The organism is Mucilaginibacter sp. SG538B, from assembly GCF_013376065.1.
In the GTDB taxonomy this organism is placed as follows: domain Bacteria; phylum Bacteroidota; class Bacteroidia; order Sphingobacteriales; family Sphingobacteriaceae; genus Mucilaginibacter; species Mucilaginibacter rubeus.
This window is the reverse complement of record NZ_JABMJI010000003.1, coordinates 908,616-929,730: the sequence shown is the minus strand read 5'-3', so window position 1 is coordinate 929,730 and position 21,115 is coordinate 908,616. Positions and strand designations below refer to the sequence as shown.

At 42.1% G+C, this 21,115-nt stretch carries 22 protein-coding genes and 1 pseudogene; 6 read left to right on the top strand and 17 right to left on the bottom strand.

The window, feature by feature from the left end; genetic code table 11:
* Positions 1–62 precede the first annotated feature (62 nt).
* Positions 63–1,736, bottom strand: a complete 1,674-nt coding sequence (locus FHW88_RS19925; protein ID WP_176627634.1) for a DNA polymerase/3'-5' exonuclease PolX — start codon at positions 1,734–1,736, stop codon at positions 63–65.
* 186 nt (positions 1,737–1,922) lie between these two features.
* Between FHW88_RS19925 and FHW88_RS19920 the strand changes: the two genes are divergently transcribed.
* A complete protein-coding gene (locus FHW88_RS19920) occupies positions 1,923–2,687 on the top strand; it encodes an ankyrin repeat domain-containing protein (protein ID WP_176627633.1) in 765 nt (254 codons plus the stop codon).
* A 104-nt stretch (positions 2,688–2,791) separates the two neighbouring features.
* Here FHW88_RS19920 and sppA read toward each other — a convergent pair whose 3' ends face one another.
* The gene (gene sppA / locus FHW88_RS19915; protein ID WP_176627632.1) at positions 2,792–4,582 is read right to left on the bottom strand and encodes a signal peptide peptidase SppA; all 1,791 of its coding nucleotides are present in this window, start codon (positions 4,580–4,582) and stop codon (positions 2,792–2,794) included.
* 87 nt (positions 4,583–4,669) lie between these two features.
* Between sppA and folK the strand changes: the two genes are divergently transcribed.
* Positions 4,670–5,158, top strand: a complete 489-nt coding sequence (gene folK, locus FHW88_RS19910) for a 2-amino-4-hydroxy-6-hydroxymethyldihydropteridine diphosphokinase (RefSeq protein WP_176627631.1) — start codon at positions 4,670–4,672, stop codon at positions 5,156–5,158.
* Between the two features lie 16 nt (positions 5,159–5,174).
* Positions 5,175–5,552, top strand: a complete 378-nt coding sequence (locus FHW88_RS19905) for an Hpt domain-containing protein (protein ID WP_112655708.1) — start codon at positions 5,175–5,177, stop codon at positions 5,550–5,552.
* Positions 5,553–5,714: 162 nt separating this feature from the next.
* On the opposite strand, the gene purS is transcribed toward FHW88_RS19905, so the two are convergent.
* The 3 genes from purS to rho all read right to left on the bottom strand — a co-directional run bounded on the left by purS (position 5,715) and on the right by rho (position 8,397).
* Positions 5,715–5,969 (bottom strand): phosphoribosylformylglycinamidine synthase subunit PurS, encoded by a 255-nt coding sequence (purS, locus tag FHW88_RS19900; protein WP_176627630.1) that lies wholly within the window; start codon positions 5,967–5,969, stop codon positions 5,715–5,717.
* Positions 5,950–6,672: a CDP-diacylglycerol--serine O-phosphatidyltransferase gene (pssA, locus tag FHW88_RS19895; RefSeq protein ID WP_090526549.1), complete on the bottom strand. Its 723-nt coding sequence runs from the start codon at positions 6,670–6,672 to the stop codon at positions 5,950–5,952. The genes purS and pssA overlap by 20 nt, the downstream gene beginning before the upstream one ends.
* A 90-nt stretch (positions 6,673–6,762) precedes the next feature.
* Positions 6,763–8,397: a transcription termination factor Rho gene (gene rho, locus FHW88_RS19890; RefSeq protein WP_176627629.1), complete on the bottom strand. Its 1,635-nt coding sequence runs from the start codon at positions 8,395–8,397 to the stop codon at positions 6,763–6,765.
* Between the two features lie 364 nt (positions 8,398–8,761).
* Between rho and pyrF the strand changes: the two genes are divergently transcribed.
* Positions 8,762–9,592 carry an orotidine-5'-phosphate decarboxylase gene (pyrF, locus tag FHW88_RS19885; RefSeq protein ID WP_176627793.1) on the top strand — a complete coding sequence of 277 codons (831 nt, stop codon included), beginning with the start codon at positions 8,762–8,764 and terminating at the stop codon, positions 9,590–9,592.
* 117 nt (positions 9,593–9,709) lie between these two features.
* On the opposite strand, the gene dnaJ is transcribed toward pyrF, so the two are convergent.
* The 5 genes from dnaJ to FHW88_RS19860 all read right to left on the bottom strand — a co-directional run bounded on the left by dnaJ (position 9,710) and on the right by FHW88_RS19860 (position 14,011).
* Positions 9,710–10,873 carry a molecular chaperone DnaJ gene (gene dnaJ, locus FHW88_RS19880; protein WP_090526554.1) on the bottom strand — a complete coding sequence of 388 codons (1,164 nt, stop codon included), beginning with the start codon at positions 10,871–10,873 and terminating at the stop codon, positions 9,710–9,712.
* A 126-nt stretch (positions 10,874–10,999) separates the two neighbouring features.
* A complete protein-coding gene (locus FHW88_RS19875; protein ID WP_255485376.1) occupies positions 11,000–11,614 on the bottom strand; it encodes a nucleotide exchange factor GrpE in 615 nt (204 codons plus the stop codon).
* A 265-nt stretch (positions 11,615–11,879) separates the two neighbouring features.
* Positions 11,880–12,560 carry a cell division ATP-binding protein FtsE gene (locus FHW88_RS19870; protein ID WP_090526556.1) on the bottom strand — a complete coding sequence of 227 codons (681 nt, stop codon included), beginning with the start codon at positions 12,558–12,560 and terminating at the stop codon, positions 11,880–11,882.
* Positions 12,561–12,564: 4 nt separating this feature from the next.
* Positions 12,565–12,768 carry a fructose-6-phosphate aldolase gene (locus tag FHW88_RS19865; protein WP_090526558.1) on the bottom strand — a complete coding sequence of 68 codons (204 nt, stop codon included), beginning with the start codon at positions 12,766–12,768 and terminating at the stop codon, positions 12,565–12,567.
* 217 nt (positions 12,769–12,985) lie between these two features.
* Entirely contained in the window at positions 12,986–14,011 is a 1,026-nt protein-coding gene (locus FHW88_RS19860) for an acyl-CoA reductase (protein ID WP_176627628.1), read from the bottom strand.
* A 101-nt stretch (positions 14,012–14,112) separates the two neighbouring features.
* Between FHW88_RS19860 and FHW88_RS19855 the strand changes: the two genes are divergently transcribed.
* Both FHW88_RS19855 and FHW88_RS19850 read left to right on the top strand, forming a co-directional pair.
* A complete protein-coding gene (locus tag FHW88_RS19855) occupies positions 14,113–14,466 on the top strand; it encodes a 4Fe-4S dicluster domain-containing protein (RefSeq protein WP_090526563.1) in 354 nt (117 codons plus the stop codon).
* Positions 14,467–14,731: 265 nt separating this feature from the next.
* Positions 14,732–15,496 carry a C40 family peptidase gene (locus FHW88_RS19850; protein WP_176627627.1) on the top strand — a complete coding sequence of 255 codons (765 nt, stop codon included), beginning with the start codon at positions 14,732–14,734 and terminating at the stop codon, positions 15,494–15,496.
* Positions 15,497–15,588: 92 nt separating this feature from the next.
* Here the strand turns inward: FHW88_RS19850 and FHW88_RS19845 are convergent, their stop codons facing one another.
* The 7 genes and pseudogenes from FHW88_RS19845 to hisB form a co-directional block, all read right to left on the bottom strand.
* Positions 15,589–16,500: a WD40 repeat domain-containing protein gene (locus tag FHW88_RS19845; protein WP_176627626.1), complete on the bottom strand. Its 912-nt coding sequence runs from the start codon at positions 16,498–16,500 to the stop codon at positions 15,589–15,591.
* A gap of 100 nt (positions 16,501–16,600) precedes the next feature.
* Entirely contained in the window at positions 16,601–17,188 is a 588-nt protein-coding gene (gene hisIE, locus FHW88_RS19840; RefSeq protein ID WP_091162321.1) for a bifunctional phosphoribosyl-AMP cyclohydrolase/phosphoribosyl-ATP diphosphatase HisIE, read from the bottom strand.
* Positions 17,189–17,324: 136 nt separating this feature from the next.
* Entirely contained in the window at positions 17,325–18,110 is a 786-nt protein-coding gene (hisF, locus tag FHW88_RS19835) for an imidazole glycerol phosphate synthase subunit HisF (protein ID WP_229701594.1), read from the bottom strand.
* A 9-nt stretch (positions 18,111–18,119) separates the two neighbouring features.
* Positions 18,120–18,452 (bottom strand): annotated as a pseudogene (locus FHW88_RS30205) (endonuclease domain-containing protein); the annotation flags it as partial.
* A 52-nt stretch (positions 18,453–18,504) separates the two neighbouring features.
* Positions 18,505–19,254, bottom strand: coding sequence for a HisA/HisF-related TIM barrel protein (locus FHW88_RS19830; protein WP_090526572.1), 750 nt, complete (start codon positions 19,252–19,254; stop codon positions 18,505–18,507).
* A 5-nt stretch (positions 19,255–19,259) separates the two neighbouring features.
* Positions 19,260–19,928: an imidazole glycerol phosphate synthase subunit HisH gene (gene hisH / locus FHW88_RS19825; RefSeq protein WP_176627625.1), complete on the bottom strand. Its 669-nt coding sequence runs from the start codon at positions 19,926–19,928 to the stop codon at positions 19,260–19,262.
* Between the two features lie 36 nt (positions 19,929–19,964).
* Positions 19,965–21,104: a bifunctional histidinol-phosphatase/imidazoleglycerol-phosphate dehydratase HisB gene (gene hisB / locus FHW88_RS19820; RefSeq protein WP_176627624.1), complete on the bottom strand. Its 1,140-nt coding sequence runs from the start codon at positions 21,102–21,104 to the stop codon at positions 19,965–19,967.
* Positions 21,105–21,115: the final 11 nt, after the last annotated feature.

Genomic DNA, 21,115 nt, shown 5'->3' with positions numbered 1-21,115 from the left:
TTCATTGCTTCATTAGGTCATTGTTTATCGCGTAAAAAACACTAACCTCTGATCTCTAATCACTAACCTCTCTTTGCAGCAAACGCCTTCGTAATTTCAGCCACGGACATAGCATTCATACACATTTCTTTATACAAACCGCCTTTACGTGCGGCAAGAATACCGTAATGCATATCTGTGAAGCCTTCAATACGGTGGGCATCGGGGTTTATAGATAACATAACACCTTTATCTAAAGCATATTGGTGCCAGCGCCAGTCGAGGTCGAGCCTTAACGGGTTGGCATTGATTTCAATAACTACGTTATTCGCTGCGCAGGCATCTATCACTTTTTTATAGTTGATAGGATATCCGCTACGACTTAGTAAAAGTCTGCCTGTTGGGTGTCCCAATATAGTTGTATAAGGATTTTCGATTGCGGTGATCAGTCTCGACGTAGCCTTTTCCTCGTCCATTTTGAGGATTGAATGAACTGAGGCTACAATGAAATCAAACTTTTGCAGGATCTCGTCAGGATAATCAAGCGAACCATCATACAAAATATCCGATTCAATACCTTTAAAAATATGGAAACCATCGAGTTTTTTATTCAGGGCATCTATTTCTTCATGTTGCTGCAATACCCGTTCAATACTCAGGCCTTTTGCATAAAACGCGCTCTTACTGTGATCACACATGCCCAGGTATTCTAATTTCAGGGTATCCCGGCAATACAAGGCCATTTCTTCAATGCTGTTAACGCCATCGCTCCATGTGCTGTGGTTATGAAGTGTACCTTGCAGGTCGTGCCAGTTAATGAGCGTTGGCAGTATGTTCTTTTCGGCCTTTTCAATAAACAGGGTACCTTCACGCAGTTCGGGCTGCATCCAGCTTAAGCCGGCCTTGGTGTAGATCATTTCTTCCGTTTCTGGCTGTTCAACAGGAACATTAATCCTGTCGAAAACGGCCTGTACATGATCATCAGTACCTGTATTGATAAATAGTTCTTTGTAATAATCAGCCTTATCTACACAAACAATATCAACGAGCAAGCCATTTTGCAGCTCGCCCTGAATATGGTTTTGATTTTTACTTACATTGCAAAGTATGGTTGAATTTACCAGCGCTTCGTAGGCAACATCATGGTTAAGGCTACCTACTACGATCACAATTTCGGTGATGATCTCATTCAAACGCCTGAATTCGCCGGCGAAATGCTTTAGCGCATCAGGGAAAATGGCTTTTACCTCATCCATCAGTTCGTTGGCTTCCTTTTCAACCTGGGCAAAAAGAAATTTGCCATTGCTCGCCATCCTGAACTCAATAGCCTTACGGATCTCTTCCTGCGTTTTAAGACCGAAGCCCTTTGCCTCTATCAGGCGGTTTTCATTGCAGGCATAAAAAAGCTCACCGGTATTTTCAATGCCCAGTTCTTTCCAGATGACAGCTACCTTTTTGGGGCCGATGCCTTTAATACCCATCATTTCAACCACACCGGCAGGGGTTTTATCCAACATATCCTGCAGCTCGGTCATGGTGCCGGTTTCAAGCAACTCAGCAACTTTGCCGGCTATGCTTTTACCTATACCATCAATCTTCTCCAGTTCGTCCAGTTTTTTACCGGCGATAGGGAAGGGGAGCTTATCAACCTTAAAAGCTGCGTTGGCTACCGATTTGATCTTGAACGGATTAACCTCATGGAGTTCCATGAGTTGTGAGAGTAAACGAAGTGTACGGGCTATGGGTTTATTTTCCATAATTACAATGAGGCAGTAAAAATACAAAAAGCCATTGTAATGACAGCTTATGCGGTGGGTTTGTTTTTGAGCAGGGCTATTTTCTCGCGAAAGGCAAGCCATAATACAGTTTGAGAATACCTGGCTGGCGTCTTTTAAATTATTGAATGAGTAATCATTGGATTCTTTAACTTTAATAAAAAGATCATGCCCGATTATAACGACATCCTTTACGCCGCCGAAACTCATGCTGTTGATGAGATCAAAGCGTATTTTAATAAAGGCGGCAGCCCGAACGAAGTTCATGATGGCATGCCTGTTTTTACCATGATGGTTGAAATGTATGCCCGCGGCCCCCGGTTTAAAGAATGTGTGCAAGCTTTTATTGATGCCGGACTTGATTATGAATACAAGGCGTTACTGGCGGTTTTTGCCCACGATGAGGAGATGTTAAAACAGGCTTTGACGATAGATCCATCTGCTGTTAACAAAACCTATTCTTTATATAATAATACCTATACTCCTTTAACGGGTGGAACACTCATGCATTTTTGCGCCGAATATAATAGCCTTGCCTGCGCCAAAATACTTTTACAGCATGGGGCTGATGTAAATGCCAAAGCAGCTTATGATGATCATGGTTTCGGCGGACATACACCTATTTTTCATACGGTTAATCAAAACGGGAATAGTTCTGTTGATATGCTTCACTTTCTGTTGCAAAACGGTACCGATCTGTTCTATACAGTTAAAGGGTTGATCTGGGGCCGGGGATATGAATGGGAAACGTTTATTCCATCTGTAAACCCAATAAGTTATGCCATGATGGGGTCACTACCACAATTTCACCGCAAGGAGCAAACTATTATGGAGGTAGTTAGCCTGCTGATAAAGCATGCTTACGGAATTGACTATGTACCGATGAATGTGCCGAATGCTTATTTGAAGAGGGATAAGATGTATTATATTTAACAGACTTATGCAGTTTTCAAAATTTTGCAAGTCTTACCGGACAACAAAAAAGCCACCCAAATCGGGCAGCTTTTCACAATCAAAATTAATGTATTAATGAAATTTTATTTGATCACAAGGTCATAAGGCAGGCGGGCCTGCGGAGTACGCATCATTTGGGTGATCCCCTTTATTTGTTGATAAACCCTGTAATTTTCGCCAAGCTCGTTTTTCACCATGCGGGTTTGTACTTCGGCGCTTAAACCGCTGCCCACCTTGTTGAAAAAGCTTTTTTGCTCGGGGTAACTTACAATATTATAGGTTTTGATCTTAGCTTTTTTGGCAGCTGAAGTGATAGCATCGTTGATATTCCCCAAACGGTCAACCAGGCCAATTTTAAGGGCCTGCTCACCGGTCCAAACACGGCCCTGGCCAATGCTGTTAATGTAAGCCTGTGTTTTGCCGCGGCCTTCGGCCACTGCTTTCGTAAATTCATCATAACCACGGTTCACACTGTTTTGTAATATCAGGCGCTCGTCGGGATTAAGCGGGCGGCTAATGTCGCCCAAATCTGCATACTTTCCGGTTTTTACACCATCAAAGGTTACACCCAGTTTATCGTTAAACAGTTTTTGCATGTTTGGCAATACGGCGAAAATGCCGATAGAACCGGTAATAGTATTAGGCTGGGCAATGATCGAATCGGCCGCACATGAAATGTAATAACCACCCGATGCAGCATAATCACCCATAGAAACAATGATCGGCTTCTTTTCGTGGATCAACTTTACTTCGCGCCAAATCACATCAGATGCCAGTGAGCTGCCGCCCGGCGAATTTACACGCAATACCACAGCTTTAACTTTATCATCTAAACGAGCTTTGCGTAATGCTTTCGAAATAGTTTCTGAACCGATACTGTTGTCGTCGCCATCACCACCTGTAATATCACCTGATGCATAGACAATAGCAATGCGGTTTTTAGATGATGAATCATCCTCCTTATCGTCCGAATCATCACTTTTGCTTTTGGCGTAGTCCCTAAGATCAACGCTTTTTAAATCGTCTTTTAAATCGGTACCGGTGCGCCTTTTCAAATCGTTAAGGATCTCATCTTTATATTTTAAGCCGTCAACCAGCTTCAATTTATAGGCATCTTCAGGAAATTGAATGCGCATATTATCGGCATAGCTGAATAATGAATCCCTGTTAAGGCCCCGGCTTTTGCTGATACCGGTTAAAAAATGATTGTACAGTGAACCAAGATATGAAGTTACCTGTAGTTTATTGGCATCGCTCATCTTGGTAAGGAACAATGGTTCAACAGCGCTTTTAAAGGTACCAACTTTAATGATCTGTGCCTCAATACCTAATTTGTCCAGTGCACCTTTCAGAAAAGTGGTTTGAGAGCTGAAGCCATGAAACTCAAAAATGCCTTTTGGGTTAATATAAACTTTATCGGCTACTGATGCCAGATAGTAAAAACCCTGTGTATATACTTCGGCGTAGGCTACAATAAATTTGCCTGATTTTTTAAAGTCGATAAGTGCGTTGCGGATCTCTTCGGTAGTGGCCTGGCCGGCGGTCATATAACTCTCATCAAGGTATATGCCTTTAATATTATCGTCGGTTTTTGCTTTTTTAATATCAGCCAGGATATCATTTAAGCCGATTGATTTATCTTCATTCAAACCCAAAAAATCCAGACCGGCAAGAGGATTGTTTGGTGTACGCTCGGTGATCTGATTTTTTAGCGACATGTATAAAATAGAGTTTGGGCTAACATCTACAGTTTTATCACTGCCGGCGGATGCAATAAGGCCGATAACAAGAACCGCTCCTACAACACCTATTATTATACCCGAAATAATTACCCCTACAATAGTGGCCAGAACGAATTTGAAGAATTGTTTCATTAATGTTATAAATCTTTTTAACTATGCAAACTTAGTAATAAGGAGCCGTATAATGCTAAGAGCGGTTTCCATTATATTTGTTACAACATGATTGATGTTTTTTTATTGCTTGGGAGCAACCTTGGCACCCGCGAATTGTTTCTGCAGCAGGCAATTGAATCTATTTCGGCCCAGATTGCTCCGGTTAAACTGATATCGTCGGTTTATGAAACCCAGTCGTGGGGTAAAACCGATGAGCCCGACTATTTAAACCAGGTGCTGATGCTCCAAACTGATCTGTCGGCGCAGGACGTGTTGGAAAAAATATTGAATATCGAACTGCAAATGGGTCGTAAGCGGGAGGTTAAATGGGGATCGCGCATTATTGATATTGATATTTTATTTTATGGCGATGAAGTGATCCATGATTTTAACCTGGTGGTGCCCCATCCCGAATTGTATAAACGCAGTTTTACGCTGATCCCCCTGGCCGAGATAGCACCTAACCTTATTCATCCTGTGTTCAAAAAAAATATTTTGCAGCTAAAGGATGAACTAAAGGATAACTTAATCGTAAAAAAGCATATTTTTGAATAAACACAAAGCTTTTATAATGGCAGATATTTCACCAGAACAGGACCTTGATCTTTCTTTTTTATACGAGATTGCCGATGGTAGCGACGATTTTATTGTTGACTCGATTGGGATGTTCCTTGAGCAATCGCCCGATCTACTTAATACGATCAGCAACGCGTTAAATAACCAGGATTGGGCGTTAGCAGCCCAGGCAGCTCATAAATTAAAGCCTAACCTTGGTTTTTTTGGTATGCCCATAAGTCAGGCTACCATACAGGAAGTTGAGCTGGCCTGTAAAGCCGGCGGTCAAAACCCAACCGAAATATTTGAAAAGTTTAACCAGGTAAACAGCATGGTATCTGCAAACCTCATCACTTTAAAGGAAATTAAAGCCGAAAAGGAAGCTAATTTGTAAGTCTTTAAGGTGAAAGGATAAAGGCGAAAGGTAAAAGGTGAAAGTTTCGCCACTTACATATAAAAAAACAAAGGCAAGAGGTTTCCCTTTTGCCTTTTGTATTTATAAAGTTTTTATTTATGCAAATAAAGAACCTTTGACCTTTTACCTTTCGCCTTTAACCTAAACTTCTGATATTTTAAAAGTATAGCTTTCCATAATCAGGTTGGCCAACAGGTTTTTGCAGGCCTGGTCAACTTTGACGCTGGCGGCTTCGGCATTTTCGGCTTCTATTTCAAGCGTAATGTGTTTGCCAATGCGCACGTTATGAATTTCGGCTAAGCCAAGGTTTTTCATGCTACCGGTTACTGCTTTTCCTTGTGGATCAAGTATTTCTTTTTTGGGCATTACGTCGATTTCAGCCTGGAACTTTGTCATTTGTGAGTTTTGTTTGAATTAGAGATAAGGTGATATAAATAAATATAACCACCGGAACGGCCACAAATTTAAAAAATAGTATGAGTATTGCCGAAAACAAGAGCAGTAAATAACGGAAAATGTTTTTGTTAAAGTCGCGGTTCTTGAATTTAAGCGACATGAGCGGTATTTCGGATACCAGTAGCGTGCACATTATTAAAACCAGAACTGTTAGAAAGTAAGGATTTAAAATGTAATGCGCCAAAGCATCGTACTGTTGTACTATTAAAGGCAGCGATGCTATAAGGATGGCGTTTGCTGGTGTCGGTAACCCGATAAAGCTATCTGATTGCCGCGTGTCGTTATTGAATTTTGCAAGCCTCAATGCCGAAAATACCGGTAAAAGGAATGCAACGAAGTTTAACAGGTGACTTATGCCGTTTAATTGCGGAGCCTGTAAAAATAGTTCGTACATGATCACTGACGGCAATACGCCAAAGCTTACCATATCGGCCAGCGAATCGAGGTCTTTGCCTATAAATGAATAAGAGTTTAAAACCCTTGATGCAAGGCCATCAAAAAAATCAAATATTGAGGAAAGAAAAATGGCATAAGCAGCCACTATGAGGTTACCCTGGAAAGCGAAAACTATACCTATACAACCGCTAAAAAGGTTGGCGCAGGTAATAGCATTTGGAAGGTGTTTTTTGACGCGTCTCTTCATTTCGCCATCGAAATTATCAGGAATTTATTAAGTAATAATGAAGTTACAAATAATATTCTACTTACTTATAACTTCATTATCGCTAAAATATTACGAATTCATCGAAATCAGAAATTCTTCGTTAGTTTTTGTGCCTCTAATTTGAGCTTGTAAAAACTCCATTGATTCCTGCGAATTCATATCGGCAAGATGGTTACGGAGAATCCAAATGCGCTGAAGCGTGTCACGGTCAAGCAGTAAGTCGTCGCGGCGGGTACTTGAAGCAGTAATATCGATAGCCGGGAAAATACGTTTATTCGATAATTTACGATCCAGTTGTAACTCCATGTTACCGGTACCTTTAAATTCTTCAAAAATAACCTCGTCCATTTTTGAGCCGGTTTCGGTAAGCGCTGTAGCAATGATAGTTAATGAACCGCCATCCTCAATGTTGCGGGCGGCACCAAAAAAGCGTTTAGGTTTGTGCAATGCGTTAGCATCAACACCGCCTGATAATATCTTACCTGATGCGGGGGCAACAGTATTATAAGCGCGTGCCAAACGGGTGATAGAGTCAAGAAGGATCACTACGTCATGACCACACTCTACCATACGTTTTGATTTTTCAAGCACAATGTTAGCAATTTTTACGTGGCGCTCAGCAGGCTCATCAAAAGTGGATGAAACAACTTCGGCGCGTACGCTGCGGGCCATGTCGGTAACCTCTTCCGGACGTTCGTCTATCAGCAATATAATAAGGTATACTTCGGGATGGTTTTTGGCAATAGCATTGGCCACATCCTTTAATAACATGGTTTTACCTGTTTTTGGCTGTGCCACGATCAAGCCACGCTGACCTTTACCAATAGGCGAAAACAGGTCCATGATGCGGGTTGAATAGTTGTTCGGATCGGTGAAGAGGCTCAGTTTTTCGGAAGGGAACAAAGGTGTTAAGTGATCAAAAGGAACACGGTCACGTACCTCGGCAGGGATGCGGCCGTTGATGGCCTCAACACGTACCAGCGGGAAGTATTTTTCACCTTCTTTCGGTGGGCGGATGCTGCCCCTAACCGTGTCACCTGTTTTAAGGCCGAATAGTTTTATCTGTGATTGTGATACGTAAATATCATCGGGAGAAGTAAGGTAGTTGTAATCAGATGAACGAAGGAAGCCATAACCATCAGGCATAATTTCCAAAACACCTTCATTTACAATTACATTATCAAAGTCGAGATTGATTGGCGGTTCCTGTGCTTTTTGCTGATTTTGGTTGTTGCTGTTAACCCTGCGCTCAAACTTTTGCGGGCGGGCTTCCGGAACAACTTCTTCCGTACGGGCAACTGTTTCACCGGCTTGCGGCGCTTCTGTTTCTGCAGTTACAGCAGGAATTTCCGTTTCCGGATCATCTTGTGATGGCTCATCATCCTGCGCATCAAAAAGATTGGTATCATCTAAAGGAACCTCTATACGTGGTTTTGATGAATCTTTGGTTTTTATAACACGGGTCCTTTTTCGGGGCTTTTCAATTGTTTCAGCAGGCGCTTCGCCTGGCGCGGGTGTAGGGGTATAGTTTGATTCAATCAGATTTTGTTGAGCCCTGGCGGCTTCAATAAGCTGTTGTTGTTCAATAATACGGGCAACAAGCTGAGCTTTACGTAGTTCGTCGGCCTCAGCAATACCTAAATTTCTGGCAATTTCGCGCAACTCAGAAACGAGTTTGTCGTTCAATTCAATTTTATCAGACATGATATGAATTATAGTTCAATGGGATTTTTTAATTGTAATTTGTTTTCAAACGGCAAAAATTTCTATGCAAGTGTTAAAGCTTGACCACATGTAAAAACATATGAGGCTATAATTGAAAGAAATTGATCTTGAAACCTTGTTTTAGTAAACATCCAAACCCATGCAAGTATTATATAAAGTGATAATAAAAAGCGTGGTGATTTAAATTGTTTCTTTAGTGCAAGAAAAATTCAATGGAAAACGATGCAAGTGTAAACAATTATTCTTTAATTTCAAATTAATTAAATAAATATCACTTATATCAGAACACATAAGCCAAATTTTTAGTTTTTTTGACAATTAAAATATTATTCAGCCGCTGATGATGTCCCGCCAGGAGTTAATTGAACAAATCAAAAAAAAGAAATCGTTTTTATGTGTTGGGCTTGATCCCGATATCAACAAGATCCCCGAATTTTTAAGATCATATCCCGATCCTATACTTGAATTTAACAAACGCATCATTGATGCTACGCAGGATCTCTGTATAGCTTATAAGCCTAATGCTGCTTTTTACGAAGCCTATGGTATAAAAGGATTACAAAGCTTAATTGATACCTATAAATACCTTCCCAAAGATTGTTTAAGTATCATTGACGCTAAACGGGGCGATATCGGCAATACATCCGATAAATATGCCAAAGCATTTTTTGATGAGCAATCGGGCGGGATGAGCTTTGATGCTATTACCATTACGCCTTATATGGGTAACGATAGTGTTACACCATACCTGGCTTACGAAGGTAAATGGGTTATTATTTTAGCCCTGACATCATCCGTTGGCAGTAAGGATTTTCAATACCTGCAAACCGGAGACGGCTATTTATATGAAAATGTGATAAAAAAGGCCAATACCTGGGCCGGAGCCGACAGGATCATGTATGTAGTGGGCGCAACCAAAAGCGCCGAGTTTACTAACATCCGCGCATATGCGCCCGATAATTTTTTATTAGTACCCGGAGTAGGAGCACAGGGAGGAAGCCTTGAAGAAGTTTGCAAATACGGCATCACTAAAGATTGCGGCCTTATCGTAAACTCGTCGCGTTCTATATTATATGCAAGCAATCGCGAAGATTTTGCCGATGCCGCCCGTGCGGAAGCACTAAGTTTACAACAGCAGATGCAGGTGGAGCTGGAAAAGGCAGGAGTTATATAAAGCAAGTCAGGCGTCTACGCTTCAACTTTCTTTAAACTACAAAGCCCGAAGTCATAATAACTCCGGGCTTTGCATATACCTTTTAGCTTTCGCCTTTATCCTTTCACCTCAAAAAGACTATTCAAAATATTCCTTCATCCGTTCAAAGAAACTTTTTTCGTTTTTGCCCGGATTGGGTTTAAAGTTAGGAGAGCCCTGCAGCTTTTCCAGGATCTCACGTTCCTCGCGGCTTAACGCTTTTGGTGTCCAAATGTTGATATGCACCAGTTGATCGCCACGGTGATATGAATTTACTTCCGGTAAACCCTTACCTTTCAGGCGTAGTATTTTGCCCCCTTGTGTTCCGGGGTCAATTTTTATTTTAGCCTTACCGTCAATGGTTGGTACTTCAATAGATGTGCCTAAAGTTGCATCAACAAAGTTTACATGCAGATCATAGATCACGTTGTTGCCATCACGTTTTAATGTTTCGTGAGGCACCTCTTCAATCAGGATGATCAAGTCGCCGGGAACACCGCCGCGTGGGGCTGCATTACCTTTACCGCTCATGCTTAACTGCATACCTTCGCTAACACCCGCAGGCACCTGGATGGTGATCAATTCTTCACCGCGAACCACGCCGTCACCATGACAAACGTTACATTTTGACAGTATGGTTGATCCTTCGCCGTTACAGGTAGGGCAGGTGCTGGTAGTTTGCATCTGACCCAAAATGGTATTGGTTACTCTGCGTACCGCTCCTGAACCGCCGCAGGTTTTGCAGGTTTGGAAGGATGATTTGTCTTTAGCCCCGCTGCCATCGCAGGTTTTACAGATGATCTGCTTATTTACTTTGATCTTCTTTTCGGCGCCGTTGGCAATTTCTTCAAGGGTTAAGCGTACTTTGATACGCAGGTTGCTGCCGCGGGCTACACGCCTGCCGCCGCCACCGCTTTGACGGCCGCCGCCAAAGAAACCTTCAAACGGACTGCCACCACCAAAAATATCGCCAAACTGGCTAAATATGTCGTCCATATTCATGCCACCGCCACCATAACCACCACCATTTGGCGATGAAGCGTTGGCTGCGTGACCAAACTGATCATAACGCTGACGTTTTTCGGGAGTGCTTAGTACTTCGTAAGCTTCGGCAGCTTCCTTAAACTTTTCTTCCGCTTCCTTATCGCCCTGGTTTTTATCAGGGTGATATTTAATAGCCATTTTACGATATGCTTTTTTTATGTCATCAGCACTTGCGCCTTTCGCAACCCCAAGCACATCGTAATAATCTCTTTTAGCCATAATTTTAAAAATTTCGGATTCCGAAATTCAGATTTCGGATTTATTATTATTTAATATTGTGTAAGATCAGGATAGACTATCACATCCGGATAAATCCGAAATTGAAAGTCTCAAATCCGAAATCAGTTACGCTCCTACAACCACTTTAGCAAAGCGTATCACTTTGTCGTTAAGGGTGTAGCCTTTTTCCATTTCGTCCATTACCTTGCCTTTAAGGTCATCAGTAGGTGCCGGAATATTGGTAATAGCTTCATGCAGGTCGGCATCAAAGGCATTGCCTATTGATGTCATTTCTTTCAGACCTTTTTGGCCAAGTATATTTTTTAGCTTGTGTTGGATCAAAGTAACGCCCTCTTTAACCGGGGCAACTTCTGTGGCCTTATCCATGGCACGCTGCGCGCGTTCAAAGTCGTCAAGTACAGGTAGTAAAGCCACAATTACATCTTTACCTTCAGTTTTGCGGGCTTCCTCGCGTTCTTTAATGGTACGCCTTCTAAAGTTATCAAATTCGGCATATAAACGCAAGTACTTGTCATTAGCCTGTGCCAGCTCGTCTTTCAACTTTTCTTCAGCAGTTGGGGCAGCGGCAGTTCCCTGTTGGGTTTCCGTGGCTGTAGCTTCTGCTACCGGGGCTTGTTCCTGCCCTTCATCATGTAATTGCTCGTTGTTCACTTCGTTTATATTTTCAGTATTATCCGTATTTTCTTTCTTCTTTTTCTTCAACATATCGTTAAATTTCATAGCGAGTAGTGCCAATCAAGTATCTTGCCACAACTGTAAAGCAGTCAAGCTGTCAGTAGCATGAAATGATTTTAAGAAAGGGTGACAGGCAAACCGTTGATTTGTCACCGTTGGTTTTTGATGGCGCTGATTTCGTTGATTGTTCTTGAAGGGTGTTTATGACTATTAGTCGGCATGATTTTGACTTGCCGGCGAATTTAAAACATCAGTTCAATCATTAAATTAAAAGATCAACGAAATCAACGTAATCATCAATGATCAGCGGTCATATCTCCACATCTTCCAAAACCTTACCGTTCTCGCATTTGATAATACGCGATGGAAAAGCACGGATAATGTGATAATCGTGAGTGGCTACCAGTACGGCAGTGCCCGATTGGCTGATTTGTTTGAGCAGGAGTACAATTTCTTCAGATGTTTCAGGGTCGAGGTTGCCTGTAGGTTCATCGGCCAGGATTATTTCCGGGTCATTAAGCAAGGCGCGTGCTATAACTACACGCTGCTGCTCGCCGCCTGAAAGTTCGTGAGGCATTTTCTTTAATTTTGACCGCAGGCCAACCTTTTCAAGTACATCAAGAGCTTTATCTGCAATCAGTTTTTTATCGTTCCAACCGGTGGCGCGCATTACAAAGTTGAGATTTTGCTCAATGGTACGATCGGTAAGCAACTGAAAATCCTGGAAAACTATACCCAGTTTACGGCGCAGGTAGGGAATGTCGCGGCTGGGCAGCTTGCTTAATTCATAGCCACAGGCATGACCGGTACCCGCTTTAATCCCCAAGTCGCCATAAATTACTTTCAGCAGGCTGCTTTTCCCTGATCCTGTCTGACCTATCAGCCACACAAAATCACCTTTATCAACATGTAAATTCACGTTTGAAAGTACCAGGTGAGCCTGTTGAAAAATATCAACGTTGTTTAGTTTTATTATAGAATTTCCAATCATTGTTTTATAACTCTAATTTTAAGATCTGTCCAAACGGCAGGTCTTTGATAATATTCATGATCTCGTCGGCCTTGTCGCCTAATCCAACCTTATCAAGCGATTTATCCGGTCTGTCAACCCTGAAATAAGCCAACAGCGTAAACTTATCATCACGTAGTTGTACATAATCGGGTATTTTGGCAACCCCTTTAACTTTTATGATATACATTTTTTTTAAGGTTAAAGCTGAAAGGCAAAAGGCAAAAGGTGCCTTTTGGGGTGAAAAAGGTAGTAACCTTTCGCCTTTTACCTTACTTTTTTATAATATACATTTTTTTAAGGTTAAAGCTGAAAGGCAAAAGGTGTCGTTCAAGTACAATAGGGTAGTAACCTTTCGCCTTTTACCTTTGTCCTTTCACCTTACTTCCCAAAGGTATTTATTTTATTTAAAGACTTGACAAAAATTCCATCGTATCCACGCCGTCGGCATAATCCCATAGTTTGGGTTGCTGGCTTTGTCCAAAACCTACCACCTGGCTTGTAACCTGCAGCGGTAGTTTGCTCACTATACACTGGATATTTTCGGCATTCTGATCAACGATATTTTCGGCCTCTGCCATGTCATGATAATAGTTAAAAAACAATACTGACAGCGGAGATGTCAGCCTGTCATCTTCTTTAACCATCAAAAAACCATTATCAAAATGTTTATCACCATTAACCAGGTAAATGGATTTGTTATAATCGTAATTATTGTTGTATTTATGATGATTAATGATGGCTTTATGATCTTCTATCGATTCGAAAAAGAAAGTAAAGTCATACCCCTCCGGTACCAGTATTTTGGATACGTTACGACAGCCAAGGCCATAATAATCTAAAATATCATGTCCCAGGCTAAATAAGTCTGCAGCGCTTTCCTTGCCGCTTAAAACGGCAATACTGTTACGGTTTTTACGAATGATGTTAGGCACTTTGCCAAAGTAATAATCAAAATAACGTGAGCTGTTGTTGCTGCCTGTGGCTATGATGGCGTCAAAACCTTCCAGCCTGTCAACAAAGTTAAAGCTGCCGGCAAAAGCAGGATCAATAGCTACCAGTTTTTCCAATACAGCTTTGATGAGTCGTGCATCCTGTGATGAGGCTTTGATAAGCGCCTTGTTGCCGGAAGCAATAACACAAAGTACGTCATGAAACCCTACCAGCGGGATGTTGCCTGCCAGTATAAGCCCTACGTTTTTTGCAGGTTTGCCTGTTTCAAGCACATATTTCGAAAGCCATGTAGTTAGATCTTCCACGTTAAGCATGGCGCCTATGGCTGTAACGGCTTCTGAAACACTTGCCGGCGTAAACCAGGCATTATGATATTGTTCGTTTTCAATGAGTACGCTTAATGCCGCATCGGGGGCCAGAAGTTGCCTGCCTAATTCCGAAAATGAATTTATTGAGTTTTTTGGATTAATTTTTGACATATATATGTTAAGGGATTAAACCCTTAAAGCCTTTTTTTGTTATATTTGTACGCTTGTAATTTGCAGGCAAAGTTAATTGAGATTATTAGATATTTAGAAATATGGCGATTAAAATCACCGACGAATGCATAAACTGCGGGGCCTGCGAACCGGAATGCCCTAATAATGCTATTTATGATGCAGGAGCGGCCTGGCGTTTCAGCGATGGGACTGGCCTTAGAGGGATAATTGATTTTGGCGATGGTAATACCCTGAATGCCGAAGAAACACAAGCTGCATTATCTGACGATATTTATTATATAGTACCCGATAAGTGTACCGAATGTGTAGGTTTCCATGATGAACCCCAGTGTGCTGCGGTTTGCCCTGTAGATTGTTGTGTTGATGACGAAGATATCCGCGAAAGCGAAGAAGAGCTGCTTGCCAAAAAAGAGTGGCTGCATATGAACGAATAGGACATTATTTTAGGGATATAAAAAGGGATATGCAATGCATGTCCCTTTTTAGTTAGCGATGATTCGGCGAGTGATAAATTAAGTATTAAGGATTGCCGGAAGATTTCTGTTGGGTTAAATATTTCAAAAATATTTTGTATTATCGTATAGCTTTTACCCCAAAAGTTACTGATACCAATTATTAAATAATATCATATTAAAATGTTAACCGCGTATAGATTAAAAAATACGTGCCAGATTTTTGTTTATTTGACATTACAGAACTATGGAGTACGGGATATGTAATCTTGCTGTAATCCCGCTAAGGGCCGAGCCCAGTGAGCGGAGCGAGCAGGTATCGCAATTGCTATTTGGCGAAGTGTTTGAAATTACTGAGTGGCAAAACAACTGGGTTAAGATCATTGCCGAGGCGGATGGGTATATCGGGTGGATAGGCCGCTTGCAATTTGCTATGCTTGGTCATATAGCGTATAAAAATATCAGGAACCATCCCTCAAAGCTCACTTACCAGCCGGTTACGCAGGCATGGAAAATGAGCGACAATAGTGTTGTTTATTTGCCGGCGGGCAGCTCGCTTGCTTTTTTAGAAGGGACCTCATGCCGCATTGGTCATGAACGTTTTGAAATAATTGGTAAAATTGGTGAGCCTGAAGATATTGCTGCCACCGCTAAAGCATTTCTGAACTCTCCTTACTTGTGGGGCGGGCGAACGCATTTTGGTATTGATTGCTCGGGCTTTACACAAATGGTTTACAAACTTAAAGGCCTCAGAATTAAGCGGGATGCAAGCATGCAGGTGAAAGAAGGTATCAAGGTTGATTCGATAAAGGAAGCACGGTTAGGCGATCTGGCTTTTTTTGATAATTCCGAAGGCAGGGTAACTCACGTGGGTATTATACTTAATAATGAGCACATCATTCATGCATCGGGCAAGGTTAAAATTGATATTATTAACGAAGATGGTATATACTCACGGGAGCAAAAAAAATATACCCATAACCTGTGCGGCATAAGGCGTTTTTTTAATTAGCTCCATGCCTTATTTACCCCAATAATGTAAAGGCATACGGAAGGAAGATAGTTTAATTTGGTAAGATAAGTTTCCTGAAAAAAAGAAGGATGTCAACTAAATTTAATCTCCCATGAAATGATCTTTTTATCGTCACTTACCGAAAGGAGTTGGTCGGGAGTTCCCCATGCTAATTTATTGACAGATAACACATGGCCTGGATAGCCTTTTTCCCTGCTGATATTTTTGTAGAGTTTAAAATCGTCCGATCCCCAAATCTTGATACTTTTATCCATGCTGGCGGTAGCAAAATAGGGTAGGGTGGGATGGAATGCAATATGGTTCACCGCAAATAAATGGGCAGGAACATTTTTTATTTCATGATAACTGCTGCTATCCCAAATCTTTACCTGTGCATCTCTTGAGCCGGAAGCGATGTAACTCCCATCGGGACTGTAGACAAGCGCAAAAACAGCCATAGTATGGCCGTGAAGAGCTTTAATAATAGTATAATCTTCCAGGTCGTAAATGGCGATGTGATTATCCCGGCAACCGAATGCCACCTGTTTTTGATCCGGCGAAACGGCAATACAACGAACGGTGTCCCTGGATACTGTTATGCTGTGCACCATTTCAAGCGTTTTAAGGTTCCATACAGATACGGTGCCATCTTCCGATGCTATTAATAACTCATCTTTTTTAACTGATGATTTGATATCGAAGATAGCCTTGCGGTGGTGCCTTAAAGGTTTGAGCAATTTTTGCTGAATAAAATCAAACACCAGAACTTCGCCGCTGCGCAAACCCGCAAACATTAGCGGATATCCCTCCGGACAATGAATAGCATAAATAGATGCATTGACCGGGAACATCACTTTAATAAAAGTGAAATCATTCAAGCCCCATTCAACCAGTCCTTTATCATTTCCGCCCGTAAACAATATGCCCGGCTTTTGCGATAACTCAAGCGTGAATATTGGGTTGGCATGGCCTGTGAGCTCGGCTGTTTTTTGGATGGTGATCATTTCAGTTTGCAGTTGCCGGTTGGCAGTTTATAGTTTTGTATTTTGCAATATTAGTTAAAACTCTCCAACTGCCTGCTGCAAACTCAAAACTGCCAACTATTTACTTATGTCTTGATTCTAAATTTTTAGCGATAGTTTCCAGTGTTAAACCTTTTTCACGAAGCAGAACCAATAGATGGAAAACCAGGTCTGATGATTCATTGATCAGGTCGGTTTCTGTTTCGGCAAGGGCGGCGATAACAGTTTCAACTCCTTCTTCACCAACTTTCTGGGCTATTTTGTTAAGGCCTTTGTTGCGAAGTTTATTTACATATGATCCTTCAACCGGGTTAGTATATCTGTCGGCAATGATATTTTCCAGCTCCAGGATAAAATTTTGATTAAATTCGGTATTGAAGCAGCTGCGTGAGCCTGTATGACAGGTTGGGCCGTCGGCTTTCACTTTGATCAGCAGCGTATCATTATCGCAATCAATGCTGATGCTTTTTACATGCAGGAAGTTGCTGCTGGTTTCCCCCTTAGTCCATAAACGGTTTTTTGTACGGGAATAAAAAGTAACGATATTTTCCTGAACGGTTTTATCGTAAGCTTCCTGGTTCATGTAACCCAGCATCAGTACCTCTAAAGTTTGTTCGTCCTGTATAATTACGGGGACAAGTCCGCCGGTTTTTTCAAAATCTATATTCATTCTTTTCTTTTAATTTCCTCCCTGGGGAGGGGTGTATTGGGAATGTGCAATGGCAGGGAAGGGGGGTACATCTGTTGCTGAAACCCCTCCCTACACCCTCCCAAGGGAGGGAATCGCGCAAGGCCGCCGCGTTATCTCAAATCCTAACTTCTATTTTATTGCTTTGCAATATCCGCTTTAAATCCGGTATCAAAATCTCACCATAATGAAACACTGAAGCCGCCAGTGCTGCATCCACATTGGTTTTCTCAAATACATCAACAAAGTGTTCAACCTTGCCTGCACCGCCCGAGGCTATCACCGGGATATGCACGGCATCATTAACAGTTTTCAGCAAACCATTATCAAAGCCGCCTTTGGTGCCGTCATGATCCATAGAAGTGAGCAGGATTTCGCCTGCGCCACGGCTTTCAGCCTCCAGGATCCACTCCAGTGTTTGGCGCTCGGTTGGCAGCCTGCCGCCATTCAGGTGTACTATATTTTTATCACCAATGCTACGGGTATCAACCGCTATTACTACAAACTGAACACCGAAGGCATTAGCAAGTTCATCTATCAGCTTCGGATTACGCACAGCGGCCGAATTGATGGAGATTTTATCGGCTCCGGCATTGAGTAGTGCATCGGCATCCGCAATTTCATTAATACCTCCTCCGATAGTGAAAGGGATATTGATCTGCCTGGCAACAGCTTTTACCAGCTCCACCATAGTTTTACGGCGCTCAACGGTAGCTGTGATATCCAGAAACACCAACTCGTCGGCTCCCTGGTTCGAGTAATTCCAGGCCAGCTCAACCGGGTCGCCGGCATCGCGCAAGTCAACAAAGTTTACACCTTTTACCGTACGACCGTCTTTAACGTCAAGACAGGGGATGATTCGCTTGGCTAACCCCCCCCGCCCCCTAAAGGGGGAGCTTTTGATTTGCGTATTTATATTTTCCAATACTTTTTCTAAATTATTAAGCACCTGGTCATTGGTAAAGCGCAATACTTTAAGTCCATCGGAAACCAAGTTGTTTTGTCTAACAATATCATTTTGAATTACATCAGGAAGATTATGAATACTTCCATCCAATTCAATGATTAATTTATGTTGGTGACAATAGAAATCAGCGATGTAAATTCCTAAAGGATGCTGCCTTCGAAATTTTACACCCAACCGTTTACCCTTTAATTGTTCCCAAAGTAACTCTTCGGCAACTGTCATTCTATAACGAAGTGCTTCTGCGTTTTGAAAGACTAATCGATCTGCTCCCAAAAACATTTTTCTTTTCATTATAAAACTATTGTTCCCCCTTTAGGGGGTTAGGGGGCGATTATATCGATATCAGCGCGTCCAAATTCCAGTGTTTCACGTTTTCAATGGTGATATGGCCCTCATATATGGCTTTGCCAACTACTACCGACTCAACTTTTAAGCGGTTAAGTTTTTCGATATCGCTCATGGAGCTAACGCCGCCTGAGGCGATCAACTTAATGAACGGAGAATGGTCAAGCAGTTTTTCGTACAGTTCAATGCCGGCACCGCCCAATTTACCGTCTTTATTAATGTCAGTACAAAGGAAACGGAAGAAACCTAAAGCCAGGCATTTATCAACGTAATCCATCAGTTTGATGGGGGAGCTTTCCATCCAGCCCGAGTATTTGATTACCTCGTCAAGTACGTCGATGGCTACTACCACCTGGTCGGAGCATTTGTCTTTGCCGCAGATCTCTTTGCTCAGATCTGGTAGAAAATCAGGGTTGGTAAGTGCCTGCGTGCCAACAATAACGCGGTGAACGCCTGCATCTATCAGCTCTTTTACTTTTTCGATGCTGCGTATACCACCGCCATACTGTACCTTCATATCAGTTTTACGGATCACGTCAAACAGGTACTGCTGATTGCTGAAATCATTTTTTGCGCCGTTAAGGTCGATAATGTGGATGAAGTTGGTGCCGTTGCTCTGGTAGCGTTCAATCATTTCTTCAAGGGTAACATCGTATTCGGTTACCTGTTTGTAGTCGCCTTCACGAAGACGGACAACCTTCTTGTTCAAAATGTCAATGGCAGGAATAATGTACATATCCTTTATATTTTTGAGAAATTAGTTAACAATGTTTCGCCAAACACGCCCGACTTTTCGGGGTGAAATTGTACGCCGTAAAAATTATCAAGCCAAATTGATGCCGAAAATTGATTTCCGTAATCGGAGGCTAATAAAGTGTATGCTTTATCATACTCAATAAAGTATGAATGTACAAAGTAAAAATGTGAACCTGACGGTATATTTTCAAATAGCGGGTTGTCCTTTTCAGGATAAACCCTGTTCCAGCCCGTGTGCGGCACTTTATGATCGGCGCTATCTTTAAACCTTAAAGTTTTAACCGGTATGATATCCAACAGGTTAGAGTCGCCCTCTTCAGAGTAAGAGGTAAGCAATTGCATACCTACACAAATACCGAGGGTGGGCTTTTTTAACGCTTTGATGGAAGGTACAAGCCCGGTAGCTTTAAGCTTATTCATGGCTGCGCCCGCATGTCCGACACCGGGGATGATATAGCGGTCGTACTTGTCAAAATCCTCCTCGCTGTTTATAAAGTCATAGGGGATACCTAAGCGCTCTAAAGCGGCAGTTAGGGAAAATATGTTTCCGGCTCCGTATAGGATGATGCCGATACCCCCCCCGCCCCCTGAAGGGGGTGCCTCTGCGAGGCTTTTATCGGTTCCCGATGTATTGTTTTGATCTGGTGTTTCCATTTTGATTAGTTACTCCCCCTTTAGGAGGCTGGGGAGTTACAAAAGCCCTTTAGTGCTTGGTAAAACCATCTTATCTACATCACGTTTTACAGCCACTTTTATTGCCTTGGCAAAGGCTTTAAATATAGCTTCAATTTTGTGATGTTCGTTTTGTCCTTCTGCTTTTATATTCAGGTTGCTTTTTGAGGCATCGCTGAATGATTTGAAGAAGTGGTAGAACATTTCGGTAGGCACATCGCCTACTTTTTCGCGTTTAAAATCGGCTTCCCAAACAAGCCAGTTACGGCCGCCGAAATCAATAGCAGCTTGTGCAAGGCAATCGTCCATTGGCAAACAGAAACCGTAACGTTCAATTCCCATTTTGTTGCCCAAAGCAGCGGCAAATACTTCGCCTAAAGCAATGCCGGTATCTTCAATGGTATGATGCTCGTCGATATGCAGATCTCCTTTGGCTGTAATTTCCAGGTCAATACTACCATGACGGGCAATCTGATCCAGCATGTGGTCAAAAAAATGCAAACCGGTTGATATTTTGGCATCGCCCTTACCATCAAGGTTTATTTTGATATAGATATCGGTTTCCTTAGTGGCACGGCGATGTTCAAATACCCGCTGACCAAGTTTCAGAAACTCATAGATCTTTTGCCAGTCGGTAGTTTCAAGGGCGATAACGTCATCAATATGATCTGCTTCGCTAAACTCGTTGCCGCCAAGGTTGCTGTTGTTGTTAAGCCAGATAGCTTTTGCACCCAGGTTTTTTGCCAGCAGCACATCGTTTTTACGATCGCCGATGGTAAACGAATTTTTCAGGTCGTATTTATCCGCATCTAAGTATTGCGTTAACAGTGCAGTGCCCGGCTTACGGGTGGAGGCATTATCACGCGCAAAAGTACGGTCAATGATCTGGTTAGCAAATTTTACGCCTTCACCTTCAAAGGTTTGCAGGATGAAATTGTGGACAGGCCAAAATGTATCTTCAGGATAAACAGAAGTTCCTAAACCGTCCTGGTTGGTAACCATTACCAGTTCAAAATCAAGTTCTTTGGCTATTTTGGGCAGATAGGTTAACGCGCCCGGATAAAACTCCAACTTGGAAAATGAATCAATTTGCTCATCAGCAGGCTCTTTGATCAGGGTGCCGTCGCGGTCGACAAATAATATTTTCTGTAAACTCATTCTTTATAATT